This is a genomic window from Stenotrophomonas sp. GD03680 (assembly GCF_029844625.1).
In the GTDB taxonomy this organism is placed as follows: domain Bacteria; phylum Pseudomonadota; class Gammaproteobacteria; order Xanthomonadales; family Xanthomonadaceae; genus Stenotrophomonas; species Stenotrophomonas maltophilia_P.
The window spans coordinates 35821-50974 of sequence record NZ_JAOCKC010000001.1; the positions used below are offsets into that span (position 1 = coordinate 35821).

13 protein-coding genes are annotated in these 15154 nt (G+C 68.5%); 7 read left to right on the forward strand and 6 right to left on the reverse strand.

All coding sequences use genetic code 11. The features are described from left to right. Nucleotides 1-18 precede the first annotated feature (18 nt). The gene (locus N5J29_RS00160) at nucleotides 19-2067 is read right to left on the reverse strand and encodes a TonB-dependent receptor (protein WP_081284364.1); all 2049 of its coding nucleotides are present in this window, start codon (nucleotides 2065-2067) and stop codon (nucleotides 19-21) included. Nucleotides 2068-2269: 202 nt separating this feature from the next. On the opposite strand from N5J29_RS00160, the gene N5J29_RS00165 reads away from it, so the two are divergent. Together N5J29_RS00165 and N5J29_RS00170 are read left to right on the forward strand one after the other, a co-directional pair. Further along, nucleotides 2270-2866 (forward strand): NAD(P)H-dependent oxidoreductase, encoded by a 597-nt coding sequence (locus tag N5J29_RS00165; protein WP_053515689.1) that lies wholly within the window; start codon nucleotides 2270-2272, stop codon nucleotides 2864-2866. Nucleotides 2867-2882: 16 nt separating this feature from the next. After that, on the forward strand, nucleotides 2883-3476 hold the full coding sequence (locus N5J29_RS00170; protein WP_053515691.1) for a TetR/AcrR family transcriptional regulator: 594 nt from the start codon (nucleotides 2883-2885) through the stop codon (nucleotides 3474-3476). Between the two features lie 13 nt (nucleotides 3477-3489). Here the strand turns inward: N5J29_RS00170 and N5J29_RS00175 are convergent, their stop codons facing one another. Beyond that, nucleotides 3490-4278 carry a D-alanyl-D-alanine carboxypeptidase family protein gene (locus N5J29_RS00175; protein WP_164151379.1) on the reverse strand — a complete coding sequence of 263 codons (789 nt, stop codon included), beginning with the start codon at nucleotides 4276-4278 and terminating at the stop codon, nucleotides 3490-3492. A 120-nt stretch (nucleotides 4279-4398) separates the two neighbouring features. On the opposite strand from N5J29_RS00175, the gene N5J29_RS00180 reads away from it, so the two are divergent. Further along, nucleotides 4399-5949, forward strand: a complete 1551-nt coding sequence (locus N5J29_RS00180; protein WP_164151377.1) for an alkaline phosphatase — start codon at nucleotides 4399-4401, stop codon at nucleotides 5947-5949. 61 nt (nucleotides 5950-6010) lie between these two features. Then, nucleotides 6011-6577 carry a GIY-YIG nuclease family protein gene (locus tag N5J29_RS00185; RefSeq protein ID WP_065174424.1) on the forward strand — a complete coding sequence of 189 codons (567 nt, stop codon included), beginning with the start codon at nucleotides 6011-6013 and terminating at the stop codon, nucleotides 6575-6577. A gap of 34 nt (nucleotides 6578-6611) precedes the next feature. Here the strand turns inward: N5J29_RS00185 and N5J29_RS00190 are convergent, their stop codons facing one another. Beyond that, nucleotides 6612-6794, reverse strand: a complete 183-nt coding sequence (locus tag N5J29_RS00190; protein ID WP_081279699.1) for a hypothetical protein — start codon at nucleotides 6792-6794, stop codon at nucleotides 6612-6614. Nucleotides 6795-6892: 98 nt separating this feature from the next. Here N5J29_RS00190 and N5J29_RS00195 point away from each other — a divergent pair, with 98 nt between their 5' ends. Beyond that, nucleotides 6893-7789: a LysR substrate-binding domain-containing protein gene (locus tag N5J29_RS00195; protein WP_065174425.1), complete on the forward strand. Its 897-nt coding sequence runs from the start codon at nucleotides 6893-6895 to the stop codon at nucleotides 7787-7789. Between the two features lie 51 nt (nucleotides 7790-7840). Here N5J29_RS00195 and N5J29_RS00200 read toward each other — a convergent pair whose 3' ends face one another. Continuing rightward, the gene (locus tag N5J29_RS00200; RefSeq protein WP_164151375.1) at nucleotides 7841-8557 is read right to left on the reverse strand and encodes a transporter substrate-binding domain-containing protein; all 717 of its coding nucleotides are present in this window, start codon (nucleotides 8555-8557) and stop codon (nucleotides 7841-7843) included. Between the two features lie 81 nt (nucleotides 8558-8638). Between N5J29_RS00200 and N5J29_RS00205 the strand changes: the two genes are divergently transcribed. Continuing rightward, nucleotides 8639-8845, forward strand: a complete 207-nt coding sequence (locus N5J29_RS00205; RefSeq protein ID WP_164151374.1) for a hypothetical protein — start codon at nucleotides 8639-8641, stop codon at nucleotides 8843-8845. A 23-nt stretch (nucleotides 8846-8868) separates the two neighbouring features. Here the strand turns inward: N5J29_RS00205 and N5J29_RS00210 are convergent, their stop codons facing one another. Beyond that, nucleotides 8869-9708, reverse strand: a complete 840-nt coding sequence (locus N5J29_RS00210) for an arylamine N-acetyltransferase (protein WP_065181569.1) — start codon at nucleotides 9706-9708, stop codon at nucleotides 8869-8871. A gap of 203 nt (nucleotides 9709-9911) precedes the next feature. On the opposite strand from N5J29_RS00210, the gene N5J29_RS00215 reads away from it, so the two are divergent. Then, the gene (locus tag N5J29_RS00215) at nucleotides 9912-12446 is read left to right on the forward strand and encodes a methyl-accepting chemotaxis protein (RefSeq protein WP_164151371.1); all 2535 of its coding nucleotides are present in this window, start codon (nucleotides 9912-9914) and stop codon (nucleotides 12444-12446) included. Nucleotides 12447-12482: 36 nt separating this feature from the next. On the opposite strand, the gene N5J29_RS00220 is transcribed toward N5J29_RS00215, so the two are convergent. After that, the gene (locus N5J29_RS00220) at nucleotides 12483-14999 is read right to left on the reverse strand and encodes a sulfite reductase flavoprotein subunit alpha (protein ID WP_164151370.1); all 2517 of its coding nucleotides are present in this window, start codon (nucleotides 14997-14999) and stop codon (nucleotides 12483-12485) included. Nucleotides 15000-15154: the final 155 nt, after the last annotated feature.

Sequence of the window (15154 nt, forward strand, 5' to 3'; positions counted from 1 at the left end):
ATCCGAGCCAGTGCTGCATCAGAACCGTGCGGTGGCGCCCACGAAGAAGGTGCGCGCGCCGCCGTCGTAGTTGTTGCCTTCGTCGATGGTGGACACGTCGCCTACGTTCAGGACGCCGGCACGCAGGGTCAGGTTCTCGTTCACGTCGAAGCCGGTCACCAGATCCCAGGTGGTGTACGCCTTGGCGAAGGTGGCGCTGGTGGCCGATACCAGTTGCTTGCCGATGTGCTGCGCACTGGCATTCAACGACCAGGCATCGGTCACCTGCCATTCCAGCGAGGTGTTGGCGGTCAGCTCCGGTACTACCAGCAGGGTGGCGCCGGTGGTGCGGTTCTTCGATTCCAGCATGCGCGTGGCGTGGGTGGTCCAGTTCAGGCGTTCGTGCAGCGGCACGGTCACGCTGGCTTCCACACCGCGGGTGCGTGCCTTCTGGATGTTCTGTGCCACCGTCCACCAGTAGCCGTTGACGAAGCTGGTGGTCTGGCCGGGGATCTGGCTCAGCGGCACCTGTTCGATCTTGTCGTCGAAGTTGGTCAGGAAGTAGGTGGCCGAGGCCGACCAGCCCTCGCGGTCGAAGCCCACGCCCAGCTCGTAGTTGGTGCTGGTCTCCGGTTCCAGGTTGGGGTTGCCGGCCATGTAGCAGCCGCGCGTGCCGTCGGCATTCACCGAACGGCTGCTCCAGCCTTCGGCGGTCAGGGCACGGCAGCCGTTGCCGCCGGACTGGGTCGCAGCGCCGGCCGTTCCCTGCTTCAGGTTGGGGGCACGGAAGCCCTTGGAAATGCCACCGCGCACGGTCCATGCGTCGGCCGGGTGCCAGACGCCGTAGATGCGCGGGCTCAGGTTGTCATCGTAGTTTTCCGTGTTGTCCCAGCGCAGGCCCAGGGTCAGCACGAAGCGCTCGTGCAGGGTGAGGTGGTCCTCGGCGAACAGCGCCCAGGAGTCGGCCTCGCTGGTCGGGCTGATGCGGCCGCTGCCCGTCCAGGTGACCGGAACGGTACCGATGGTGTCGCTGTTCTCCAACTCCTCGCGCTTCCACTGCCCGCCCACATTCAGGCTGTGCTCGACGCCCCAGTGGAAGCCGGTGTTGAAGGCGGTATCGAACACCGTTTCCTTCGAACGGTTGCCGACGTCGCTGCCCTTGTCTTCGTATTCGTTCTGCACCAGCGTGGTCTTCGACGTGGTGGCGTCGCTGTAGGTGCCGTCATGGCGGATCACGTAGCCGGTCTGCACCAGCTTGGACAGCCCCCAGCTGTTGACCTGGCCGGCCCCGCTGTTGCGCTGCGTTCCGCGCGAGGCCTCCACGCCCACGACGTGGCTGTCGCTGATGCGCCAGTTGAACAGCACGTTGGCGTTCGCTGCCTTGTTGCCCGGTGTCTGCCGCGCGCCGCGGTCAGATTCGCGGTCAGTGACGTTGGCGCCGATGCGCACGCCCAGGTTGTCGGTCAGCGGGCCACTGAACAGCGCTCCCATCTGCGTGGTGTTGCCGCGGGTGTCCGAATCGGGCTTGCTGTAGTTGAAGGTGGCCGAGCCGCCCCAGTGGTCGGCGATCTTGCGGGTGATGATGTTGATCACACCCCCCATCGCGTCCGATCCGTACAGCGAGGACATCGGGCCGCGCACCACTTCGATGCGTTCGATCATGTCCGGCGACAGCCAGTTCAGATCCTGCGGGCCCAGGTCATCACGATAGTTCACGCCGGCCGAGCTGCCCTGGCGGCGGCCATCGATCAGGATCAGTGTGTACTGCTCGGGCAGGCCGCGCAGCCGGATCTTCGACTGCGCACCGGACAGCGCGTAACCGCCGGTCACGCCGGGCACGGTGCTCAGCAGCTGGCCGATGCTGCTGACCGGCTTGCGCTCGATGTCCTCGCGGGTGATCACGCTGATGCTGGCGGGGGCATCCCGGATCCATTGCTGGGCGCCGGTGGCGGTGACCACCACGGTGTCCATCTGCTTGGCGGCGGCATCGGCTGACGCCTCGGCGTGGGCCTGGGAGGCGAGGGCAAGGCCGATGGCCACGGCCAGCGTGGCAACGGAACGACGGGACTTCAGACTGGCATGCAACATCGCGCGGTACTCCGGGTGAGGGGTCCACTGGCGATGGCTGGGACGTCCGTGTGGGGTTTCAGATCTCCTTAACAATCGTATCACGAATCATTTGCATTTGACTTGAGGCGATACAGAACGCCAGAAACAGTGTCCTGCTGGCAGTGCTGATCGGGCTGGGTTCGCTAGTTACCATTAGTAACTAATCTCCAAGGAGTTGCCCATGCACAGCCTGATTGTTGTTGCCCATCCCGATCCTGCCTCGCTGACCCACGCGGTAGCCGCTCGCATCGCGCAGGCCATCGCCGATGCCGATGAGAGCAATACCACCGCCATGGCCGATCTGATGGCCGAAGGCTTCGACCCGCGCTTCAACGGGCAGGACCAGGCCCTGTTCCGCGGCATCGCGCCGCCACCGGCCGATGTGGCGGCCGAGCACGCACGGCTGGATGCGACCGACACGCTGGTGCTGGTCTACCCGCTCTACTGGTGGTCGTTCCCGGCGCTGCTGAAGGGCTGGATCGATCGCGTTTTCACCCAGGGCTGGGCCTACGCCGAGGGTGCCGATGGAAAAGTGGAGAAGCGGCTGCAGCGGCTGCAGGTGCATCTGGTCGGCATCGGGGGTGCCGATGCCGCGATGATTGAACGCCGTGGCTATGGCGCGGCCATGAACACGCAGATCGACATGGGCATCTTCGATTACTGCGGCGCGCGCGTGCTGTCCTCCACCCTGCTGCTGGAGGCGGACACCGGGGCGGCCGCGGCGCATCTGCAGACCGCGATGGAGATCGGCCGTAAAATCGGACATCCAACGAGCTGACAGCCGTGTTCCGCCGATGCCTGCCACCGACACCCCCACGCGTCGCCGACTGACCCGCGAGCAGCGGGCCCGCCAGCTGCTGGATGTCGCATGGGCGCTGGTAGGCGCCGAAGGCACCGATGCCTTGACCCTGGGGCGCCTGGCCGAAGCGGCGGGCGTGACCAAGCCGGTGGCCTACGATCACTTCGTGACGCGCAACGGCCTGCTGGCGGCGCTCTACCATGACTACGACCAGCGGCAGACGCTCATTTTCAATGACCGTATCGCCGCGGCGCCGGCAGAACTGACCGCGCGCGCAGCGGCCATCGCGTCCGGTTACATCGACTGCGTGCTGAGCCAGGGCAGCGACGTGCAGAGCATCCTCGCAGCGCTGGTCGGCGCGCCGGAGCTGCGCGAGGTGCGGCACTGCTACCAGCAGGAGTTCATCGACAACTGCGCGGACTGGCTGGGCCCGTTCGCCGGTGACGGCCAGGTACCGGTGGAGGGGCGCTGGGCGATCCTCGGCGCTGCCGAAGCGCTGTCCGAAGCGGTGGCCAATGGCGCGATCGGCAAAGCCGACGCGGAACGCGAACTGCAGCGGGTGATCGTATCCACCGTTGTACGGGACTGACTGCCCGCGCAGCTCAGGCTTCTGCGACGGTGTCGCCGGCCAACGCGGCGAATCCACTGGCAAGATGCCTGCGCACCCGCGCATCGCGTGCTTCGCGGTCTTCCGAGCCAAGCACCACGGTGATCAATCGCACCGGCTGCGCGTGTCCGGCGATGGGGCGGCGCGCCGTAGCCGCCAGGCAGAACCCGGCCGCGCGGGTATAGCCGGTCTTCAGGCCGTCCACACCTTCATCGGCGAGCAGTGCGTTCTGGTTGCTGCGGCTGAACGTCCCGTGCGCGAACGCCGGCTGTGCGGTGATGGCCAGCACCTGCGGATGATCTGCCAGCAGGCGGCCCGCCAGCACCGCCATGTCGCGTGCGCTGGATACGTGCCGCGGCGTGGTGATGCCGGACACCGACGCGAACCAGGTACTGCCCAGGCCGAGACGCCGCGCCAGCGCGTTCATGTGCTGCAGGTACGCCGCCTGCGAGCCGTGCAGATGGCGGGCAAGCACAAGGGCCGCGTCGTTGCCCGATACCACCAGCATGCCCTGCAGCAGCCGGCCCAGCGTGACCGTTTCGCCGGGCACCAGGCCCATGCGCGTTTCATCGTCAGCAACCGCCTGCACGTCCTCGGCGGCAACCGTCACCGACATCTCCCAAGCGGCGGCGCCGGATGCGACCTGTTCGTAGGCTGCGTACGCGGTCATCAGTTTGGTCAGTGAAGCAGGCGGACGCTGCAGGTCGGCGTTCTCCTGATGGATGACCGCGAAGCTGCCGGCATCCAGGGTGATCGAGGAGACCGGGGGACGTGGAGACGGCATGGTGGCGCGGCAGGGGAGACGTTCCACAGGATACCGCTGCCAGGATGCGTGAATCTGCAATATTGCAATGATATAACGTCGCGCATTCCGGGCCACCTGCCCGACCCCACAGGATGCACGATGACCGCACACACGCCGCGCCGTTGGCTCTACCCGTCGATTCTGGCCGCGCTGGCAGCCCTCGCCGGCTGCCAGCCGGCACCGCGTGCGCAGGCGCCGGTGGCGACCGGCGGCTACCCGCACAACGTGATCGTGATGATCAACGACGGCGCGGGCTGGGGAACCTGGGATGCCGCCGCGTACTGGCAGTATGGCAGTCGCGAAGGCGCTCCGTACGCGCACTTCCCGCAGCGCCTTGCGGTGGCCACGTTCCCGCTCAACGCCAGCAGCCAGCCCACGCACGATTCGGCGCAGACGCTCGGCTACGACGCCGCGAAAGCATGGGATGCCACCCCGGTACCGGCAGCGGATCTTCCGTTCGCCGGTTATCAGTACCTGGCCGCGGTGGCGACCGACAGCGCCGCGGCGGGCACGGCGTTGTCGTCGGGCATCAAGACGTACAACAACGCCATCAACGTCAACAACGACGGCGTCGCGGTAGAGTTCAACACCCTGCGCGCCAAGCGCCTGGGCATGGCAACCGGTGTGGTCACCTCGGTGCCGTTCTCGCACGCGACACCGGCCGCGTTCGCCGCGCAGAACGCGTCGCGCAACAACTACCATGCCATCGCCCACCAGATGCTGGCCCAGGGCCACATGGACCTGGTCATGGGAACCGGCGGCCCCGGCTACAGCGTCGATGGCCGCGCCTGCGATGACGATGCAGGCGCAGTGAAGGAAGAGGGTTGCGCGAACCCCTGGGAGTGGGTGTCGCAGCAGGACTGGCAGCAGCTGGAAGCAGGCACCCCCATCGCTGGCAATCCTGCCGGACCGTGGCGGTTGATCCGCAGCAAGGAAGCGTTCGCTGCGCTTGCACAGGGGAGGGTGCCAGCCGACCGCCCGTTGATCGGCGTACCGCGTGTGGCCAGCACCCTGCAGCAGGCGCGTCAGCTGCAGGTCCTGGGCAGGGATGAGACCGCTCCCTCCGGCGTGAGGAAGATCGACAGCGTGCCGGACCTGGCGACCATGACCCGCGGCGCCCTGCAGTTCCTGCAGCAGCGCTCGTCCAAGGGCCTGTTCCTGATGGTGGAAGGCGGGGCCACCGACTGGGCCGCGCATACCAGCGCGTGCGGCACGGAATGGCATTACGGCCAGTGCGGCGAGCAGCCGCAGTACGGCCGCCTGATCGAAGAGACGGTCGAGTTCAACGATGCGGTATCGGCGGTGGTGGCGTGGATCGAGCGCAACGGCGGATGGCAGCGCAATCTGCTGATCGTCACCACCGACCACGACAACAGCATGCCGATGGGCCCCGACGCGCAGCAGGTGGCGTTCGAGCCGGTGCGCAACAACGGGCGCGGGCGGATGCCGGGGATGAGCTTCCGCCCCACCGGCAATCACTCCAACGCACTGGTACCGCTGTGGGCCAAGGGCGCCGGCGCCGAGCGGCTCACCGCCCGAGTGCGCGGCATCGACGCCGGTTACCGCCAGCATGTGCGGTGGAATGATGGCAGCTACATCGACAACACCGACGTGGCTGCCGCAGTGCAGGACGTGCTGCAGCGGCCGTGACCCGAACGGCGCACGGTTCGGCCCGGTTGCCATCGCGTCCGAAGCGATGCAGCCTGCGCCGATGGAACCGCAGATCCGCATCGATGGTCGTGTCTTCGCCTACGTCTTTCCCTGCGCCTGGGAGGATTACGCCAAGATCGGTTTCTCGCGTGACCCGCTCGGTCGCATCAGCGCACTGCATCGGCGCTGGTTCGAGTTCTTCGATCTGTGCGCCGGGGCGCTGGTGGAGGCGGAAACCGAGCGCGATGCGCGTGACCTGGAGCTGGAGCTGCGTGCCCCCTTCCGAGCACATCGCGCGCCGGCACCGATGACCGTGCAGGACAAGGCCGGCGGACGCACCGAATGGGTGCGTGGCGCGAACCAGGCCCTGTCCGATGCTGTGCGTACGCTGGATGGGCGCGGATATCGGACCTTCCCGCTGCGCCCCTGGCTGCGCGCCGCCATGGTCCAGCGGCTGGATCGCCTGCATGACTGGGCCGCCCTGCAGCTGCCGGAAGAGGAAAGCCTGCGCATGCCGGGCAGCCCCGGACCGGCGCTGCTGCGCGATACCCTCGATGGCTATCGCGCGCTGGACATCGACCCGCTGCCATCGCTACCGCCCCATGTGCAGGCCTGGTACGGGCATTAGCGCCCCGGCACTGGTAAGCCCGCCGCTGCCGCGCTCAGCGCGGGGCGGGGCAGGTGGGGCAAGTCACCTTTGCTGCAGCTGGACGGTCGAGGTGTGTGCTCCGGTACGGCTTTGCCGGTGCCCCGGTCGTGCTGGCCACCGGCGTGGCCAACTGGCGGGCCAGCTCGGCGCTTGCGATGTGACCGTGCAGGAACAACAGACTGCTGAAGATGTTCATGATCGTCGCTCCACTTGAGTGGATTGAACGATACGGGCAGCATGAGGACGCAAAAAGCGACATTTCCGCAAGCTTGACTTGAACAGGATTCAAGCCTCATGTCCCGCCCACCCCTCCATGCCCTGCAGGGTTTCGTGGCTGCCGCGCGCCTGGGCAACCTGTCACGCGCCGCGGCGTCGATGAACCTGACCGTCAGCGCGCTCAGCCACCAGATGCGGCAGCTCGAAGAACGCCTCGGCCAGCCGCTGCTGGTCCGCCAGGCGCGCGGGGTCGCACTGACCCTGGAGGGCCAGCGCCTGCTCGATCGGGTCGGGCCGCACCTGGATGCAATCAACGAGGTGTTCCAGCGCTATGCCGCGCGCGCCGAACATGTGCTGACGATCAGCGCCGTACCGTCGATGGCCTCCGCATGGCTGGTGCCACGGCTGGGTCATTTCGTCGCCGCACACCCGCAGATCGAGATCAACCTGCAGTCCAGCGAGCGCCTTGTCGATTTCGATCGGCAGCTGCAGTTCGACGCGGCCTTGCGCGTAGGCGGCGGGCAATGGGCCGGGCTGGTGGTCGAGCGGCTGTTCGATGAGTGGCTGGTGCCGATGGCCAGCCCGGCGCTGATCGCGCGGATGGGCGGCATCGACCGTGCTCCACTGGCGCAGTGGCCGCTGCTGGGCGATCCGGATGGCGCATGGGCCGCGTGGTTTGCCCTGATCGGGCAGAGCCCCCCTTCGCGGTTCGTGGCGGTGCTCGACGATTCGGAAGCGCATCACCGTGCAGCGCTCGATGGTGTCGGTGTGGCCCTGGGCCGGCTGACGCGCGCGCGCCTGCTGCTGGATTCCGGCCAGCTGGTCGCGTTGTCGGAGCAGCGGCTGAAAACGGCCTGGCCGCACTGGCTGGTGTATCCGCAGCGCTCGGCGCGCCACCGTGGATTCCTCGCTTTCCGTGAGTGGTTGCATGCGCAGGCCAGCGAGCATGCGCGGCACATGGAGACGCAGGGCTGATCCGGCCTGGCGCACGCAGCCACCTGTCGCGTGCTGCGGGTCACTGCTGCGTCATCGCACCAGGGTGACCGCCTGTCCGGAACGTGCGAAAGCGTCCTCGAGCAAGGGCCCTGCCTTGATCGCCTCGACCTCGTCGAACAGGGCCCGCAGGGCGGCAGCGGGGCGCGCTGCAGGTGCGGCCACGGCCTGCTGGATCGCAGTGAAGCGGTCGGCGAGCACGCGGTGTCCCGGATGCTGCAGTGCCCAGGCCTGCAGCGGCTGGCGCACGCCAGCGGCGGCATCCAGGCGCCGTGCGTCAAACAGATCGATGGCCGTCGCCGACGTGTCGGCACGCTCGATCGTGGCGTGCCGCAGTTCCCGGCTCAGGAACAGATCGTAGGCGGCACCGCGGCCAACGGCGATACGCAGCCCATCGCGATCCAGATCGGCCACCCGCCGCGCGGGACTGTCCTCGCGCACCAGGTAGGTTCCTTCGATCTCCACATACGGTGCACTGAAGGCGATGCGGTCGGCACGTGCCGGATCGATGGCGAGAAAGGCCAGGTCCCATGCGTCGTCGGCTGCCGCCGCGACCACCGATGCGGCCGCATCGTGACAGGTGAATCGCGCCTGCACGCCCATCCGCTGCGCCAGCGCGGTGGCCAGCTCCACCGAGGGGCCGCGCGGCGATCGTGCGTCGCCCTGCGCAAGGACCGGATTCCCCAGATTGATGGCGACGCGCAGATGGCCCAGTGGCGCCAGTGCACTTCGGTGATCGGCCAGGGTCATGCAGCGCTCCGCGAAGGGTGGGCAGGCCAGCATGCCCGCAACGATGCGCACGGAATGTCAGGGCGGCGCCATCCTGCGACGATGAACCCCATCGCGCATGTCGAGATTCCGGCCAGCGACCTGGCTCGCGCCATCGCCTTCTACCAGCAGTGGCTGCAGGTGCGCATCGATGCGCCGGTCCAGCTGCACGGCTGCCGCGGCCCGGCAGATGCCGGCCACTGGCGGGTGGCCGAGATCTGCGACAGCGAGGGCAACCGCATTGCGCTGCAGGCGCCGGTGACGCCGTAACCCGGGCACCGTGCCGCGCGGTGCTACCGTGATGCGGCGTGCGAGCGCTGCAGCCAATCGGTGATCGCCGGATCGAGCCGCGCATCGTCCGGCACGCGCAGGCCGAATGCCGACTGCAGGACGTCGCGCACGTCGGCGGCATCGCGCAGCGGACGCTTGAGCGGCGCCTGCCCGGGGCGGTACTCGGTGTAGTTGCCACTGCCGATGGTGCGCCGCCAGTCCGGGCCGGCCAGTGACGCGCGCAGCTGGCCGGGGAAACCCGAATCCGGGTGCGTGCACACGTACCAGTTGGCCACCACGTTGTCGATCGGCGCTGGCGGCCGCAGGTCGAAGCGGTACATCGCCCGCCATGCGTCGCCCGCCTGGGCGGAAAGCACGAAGTCGTCTTCACCCGCCAGCTGCTGAAGCTGGAAAGACTCGTGCGGCGTGGCCTGCGGCGCCGTTTCGTACAGCCGCAGCGGCACCGTCGGCGTCAGGCCACCGAAGCCGGCATCGACCAGCCAGTCCTCTCCCTCCACGTGCACGCGCAGCAGCAGGTGGGTACGCGCCGTCGGGGCATTGTCCTGTGCCGCCAGCAGCACGCGCGCGCTCAGCGGCTGTGCGTCGAAGCCCACTGCCTGCAGGAGCGCCAGCAGGCCGCCGTTGAGTTCAAAGCAGTAACCGCCGCGCTGCTGGTCGAGCAGCTTGTGCTGCACGCTGTCCAGATCGATCGGCACCGCGTCGCGCAGCAGGCTGCTGAGGGTTTCAAAGGGGAGCAGGGCGTTGTGGCGCTGCACCAGCAGGGTCAGTCCGGCAAGGTCCAGCGACGGCGGAGCATCCAGTTGCAGGCGCTGCAGATAACGGGGGACGTCGAGCGGGGTCATGGCGAGGGCGGCAGGTGGGAAGAATCCCACTGTGCAACCGCAACCGGGGTTGAGGTCAAGCGCGGGCGCCGTGTCACGTCTCCGTCGCCTGGGGCCGGTACAAAGAGCGCAACCGGCACGGTGCGTGCCACAGCGTCGGCAATGTGCCTAAAGTTGTCGCCGGTCAGGCCGATACAGGTGCGTCCTTCCGCCTGGAGTCTGTGATGTCGGCCGTCGTCCCCCTTCGGTCCCTGCGCACCCGTCTCATCGCGATGCGCTCGGCGCTTCCACGCCTGCTGGTCTGGCTGCAGCCGCATCGGCTCAGCGTGGCCAACAAACTCAAGGCCACCCTGCTGGTCTGCGGCGCGGGCCTGGTGGCGATCGCCGCCGTCCATGCCTGGACCGGCCATGCCAGCAGCCAGGCCGCACGCAGCCAGGCCAGTTACCAGCGTGGCAGCGATCTTGCCGCACGCCTGGCGACGCGGGTGGCGGAGGCGCGTCGCCTGCAGACCCAGTATGCACGCAGTTTCGACGATGCTGACCGCAGCCAGCTGCAGGCGGCCCAGCAGGCATTGCAGGTCGATCTGAAGGCGCTCAGGGCGATGCCGATGGATGCCGGTCGCCGCAAGGCATTGCAGGCGCTCACCGAGGCCGCCGAGGGATTCTCGCAGGGAGTGGCTGCGCTGTTCGAACGTGTGGACGAGATGGGGCGGGGTGATGCCGGCCTGGCTGCACAGCTGCAGCAGGCCGCCGATGCCCTGCAGCAGCGGGTGAATGGCCTGGACCGGCCGGCACTGGCGCTGCACCTGCAGAAGATGCGGCGCCAGGAAGCGCTGCTGCTGCTCGATGGCGATTCGACTCATGCCGACCGCGCCAGCGAAGAGAAGCTGCCGTTCGATCTGGCGCTGGCGGGGTTGCCGCCCGACGTGCAGGAGGCGCTCCGCACCGGCATGGACGCCTATCAGTCGGCACTGCTCGGCTACACCGCTGCCCGCGTCGGCCTTGATGTGGAGACGCAATCGCTGCTGGAGACCGCTGCCGGCGTGGCGCCCGCGCTCGCCGCCTTCCAGCAGGCACAGGTGAATGCGCTGGCCCTGGCGCAGGCGCGGCAGCAGGCCGGTGCACGCACCATGAGCGTGCTGTTCGCCCTTACCCTGCTGCTGGTGGCCGGCGTGCTGATCACCAGCCTGCTGCTGGTGCTGCGCGCGGTGCGCAGGCCGATCCAGGACACCCTGCGGTTCGCCAGCGACATCGCCGATGACCGGCTCGATACCACGTTGCGCGTGCACAACGCCAACGACGAGATCGGCCAGCTGGCACAGCGCTTGGTGGACATGCAGCAGCGGCTGCGTGCGCGCATCGAGACCGAGCGTGCGATGGCCCGTGGCAACACGCGCGTACGCCAGGCCCTGGACTGCGCGCAGACCGGGCTGATGGTGGTCGATGCCGAAGGCCAGGTGGCCTACGCCAATCCTGCGTTGCGGCACGTGCTGGGCCTGCAGGCCGACGCGCTGGTCGGCACTGACGCGCGGGACCTGCATCCGGCCCTGGCCGGCCTGGTCGACGCGCGCCACCGCCAGGAGCGGGAAATCAGTCATGCCGGTGTGCGCTATCAGTTGATCGCCAATGCCATCGTCGATGACGACCAGTTCCTGGGCGTGGCGCTGGAGTGGCGCAGCCGTGCGCTGGAAACGCTGCTGGAGACCGAGGTGGCGGCACTGGTCGACGCTGCCGCGCAGGGTGACCTGCACGGCCGCATTTCGCTGCAGGGCAAGCACGGTTTCGTGCATACGCTGTCCACCAGCATCAACCGCCTGCTGTCCACCTTTGAAACCAACCTGGGGGACCTGCAGGCATTGCTGGCGGCGTTGGCCCGCGGGGATCTCAGCGTGCGCATGGAAGGTGAGCTGCAGGGCGTGTTCGCACGCATGCGCGACGACGCCAATGCAACCGTCGCACAGCTCGGCCGCATCGTGACCCGCATCCAGCGCGCCGCTGCCAGCCTGGACAGCGGTGTCGGTGAAATCGTTGCCGGCCATCACGACCTCTCGCAGCGTACCGAGCAGCAGGCGGCCAATCTGGAAGAGACCGCAGCCTCGATGCATGAGCTGACCGACACCGTCGGCCGCAACGCCGACGCCGCCGGACGTGCCGACGCGCTGGTGCAGGGGGCTGCAGCGGTTGCACAGCGGGGTGGGGTGGCCGTCGGTCAGGTGGTGGAGACCATGCAGGGCATCAGTGAAGCATCGCACCGCATCGGGGACATCACCCAGTTGATCGACGGCATCGCATTCCAGACCAACATCCTTGCGCTCAACGCCGCCGTGGAGGCTGCGCGTGCCGGAGAGCAGGGCCGCAGTTTCGCGGTGGTGGCGGCGGAAGTGCGTCTGCTCGCGCAGCGCAGTGCCGAGGCAGCCAGGCAGATCAAGGCGCTGATCGAGGATTCCGTGGCACGCGTCGGCCAAGGCAGCGTGCAGGCCGCGCAGGCGGGCACCACCATGGACGAGATCGTCGGCAGCGTGCAGCAGCTGGCGGACCTTCTCGCCGGCATCCGCAGCGCCTCGCAGGATCAGCACGCGGGCATCGCCCAGGTGAACCACGCCATCGTGCAGATGGAGGCCAGTACCCAGCGCAACGCCAGCCTGGTGGAAGAAGCCGGCTCGTCGACCGCGCAGATGCAGGCGCAGGTGCGCGCGCTGGCCGAAGCCGTGTCCGCGTTCCGCCTGCAGCCGGACGGTCAGGCCCGCGCGGCGGCGTGATCACGTCCGCCGCCGGGTCCAGCCCGGCGGCGCGGCTCAATACACGTCGCGCCGGTAGCGGCCGCTCTCGAGCAGCGTTTCCACCACCTCGTCACCGAGCGCGCCCCGCAGTACCTGATCCACGCCCTCGGCCATGCCCTGCAGCGAGCCGCAGACATGGATCACGGCGCCACGCTGCATCCATTCCCGCAGTTCATCGCAGGCCGACCGCAGGCGGTCCTGGACGTAACCGCCCGCTGCGTCGCGCGAGAACGCCAGGTCGACCCGGATCAGATGGCCCTGCGCCTGCCATGCGCTCACCTCATCGGCGAACAGGAAGTCATGAGCGCGCTGGCGCTCGCCGAACAGCAGCCAGTGGCCGTGCTCGCCTGCGTGTGCCGCCTCGCGCAGCAGGCCGCGCAGGCCGGCGATGCCGGTGCCGTTGCCGATCAGCACCATGGGTGCGCCCGGCACGCGATGGAAGCCGGGGTTGCGGTGCACGCGCGCGGCGATGTGCGCGCCTGCCGGCGCATGCAGCGACAGCCAGCCCGAACCCAGCCCCGGGCGCCCGTTGTTGTCGTGCACCAGGCGCACGACCAGTTCCACCACGCGATCGGCCGGGCAGGAGGCGATCGAATACTCGCGGCCCGGCAGTACGGGCAGGGCCGTCAGCCAGCGTCCGGCATCCTGCACCTGCAGCGCACTGGCCGCGTCCGGCAGTTCACGTTCGCTGGCCAGGCACTGCAGGGTCTGCGTGCCGCCTTCGATCAGCAGCGGTTGCAGCGGGTCCAGTCCATGCGCCCGCAGTACCGCACGGGCATGCGCGGCACTGTGCCGCGGCGCGATGTGCAGGATGTCGCCGGCCTGCCACTGCACGTCATCCGGCGCGGCCAGCCGGATCCGCCAGATCGGACCACCGACGCTGCCCGGGTTCAGCTGCTGGCGATCCAGCAGCTGCCAGTCGTGCATGCGGGTGGCCGCCGGCAGCACGCTGTCGTCGGCAGCAATGCCGGTCAACAGGCCGAGCTGCTGCTGCCACTGGCGCAATGCCGCGACCGATGCAGCGTCCACGTCGATGCGGTCGAACATCGCGCGGGCACCGTTGCCCAGCAGCCACGCATCGAACTGGCGGCCGAAGGCGCAGTAGTGCGGGTACTGGCGGTCGCCCAGCGCGAGCATGCCGAACTGCAGTGTGGCCAGGTCCAGGGATCGGCCCAGCAGCTGGCGCGAGGCACGTCGTGCCGAATCCGGCGGTTCGCCGTCACCAAAGGTACTGAGCACGAACAGCGCGTGGCTCGCCGCCTGAAGGCGGTGCGCGTCGATCCTTGCCATCGGCAGTACCTGCACCGCCTGGCCGCTGGCCTGCAGCTGCGCTGCCGCGCGCCATGCCAGCTGTTCGGCCAGGCCGCTCTGGCTGGCATGCACCACCAGCCATGCGGCGCCGTTGGCTGCGGCCGCCGGCAGTGGCTGGCGCAGCGCACGTGCGGCGCGCTGGCTGCGGCGACGGTCGAGATAGAGCAGCCAGCCGGTGATGAAGAACAGGCTCATGCCCAGGCTGCTGAGCATCACGATGATGCGCCCGGGAATCCCGAAGTAGCTGCCCGAGTGCAGCGCGAACACGCTGGTAGCCAGCTGACCGCCAGCGCCCTGGCGCGCGTAGGGACGCGCGTCCAGAATCGCACCGCTGGCAGGGTCGAGCTGCAGCAGATCGTGCGCGCGGTCATGATGGCCGCCGCGCAATGCTGGATCGCCCGCCATGGTCCGCACATTCAGTGCCTGGCCGGGCTTCTCGGGCAGCCGCAGGTCGATGTAACCGGTGCGCACCCCGGCCTGCGCGTACAGCGTCGTTTCCACGCGGCGCAGGTCGAGCACGGCGCCGGCATCGATCACCTGCTTGCCCGGTGGCGCCACGCCGAGCAGGGCATTGGCCGCGCTGCGATACCAGTCGAACGACCACCACAGGCCGGTCAGGGCACTCATCAGGTAGATCAGCAGCACCCAGGTGCCGGCCACCGAATGCAGGCTCCACAGGAAGCCGCGGCCGCTGCGCTTCCATTCCACGGCCAGCCAGCTTCGCCAGTGCCGCCAGCGGCGGGGCCAGCGCAGGTAGAGCCCGGACAGCGTGAAGAACAGCAGGGCGATCGCGCAGCTGCCGGTGATCCATTTTCCGCGCTCGCCCGCGGCGAGGTGGCGGTGCAGGTCTTCGACGAAGTCGAAGAAGGCCTGCCCGCGCAGGGCGCTGAAGCGCTCGCCGCTGTATGGGTCGAAGTACACCCAGTGCGCTTTGCCGCCGGCGAAACGGGCCACCGATGGGCGCTGGCCGCTGGCATCCACGCGCAGCCGCTGCAACGGCCGTTTGCTGTCGGCCTGCAGCATCGGCACCAGCTCGCTCAGGGGCAGCGGCTGCTGGCCTTCGGCGTGATGTTCGGCGATGGCGGCGAAGCCGGGGTTGGCGGCGCGCAGCAGTTCATCTTCAAAAGACAGGGCTGCGCCGCTCAGGCCCATGATGGCCAGGACGGTGCCGGCCGTGATGCCGAGCAGCCAGTGCAGTTGGAACAGGACGTTCTTGAACATCGGGGGATGAAAGCCAGGAGGGCTGCCGCCCGCATCCTGCGCAACAGCAAATGAGAATTAGTCGCGTAATTCTCGGGGGCGCCCTGCCTGCGGTCAAGCCGGTGGGGTGGCGCCAGCGACGGGGCCTTCCATGGCCACCGTTGCGCGCACTTGCA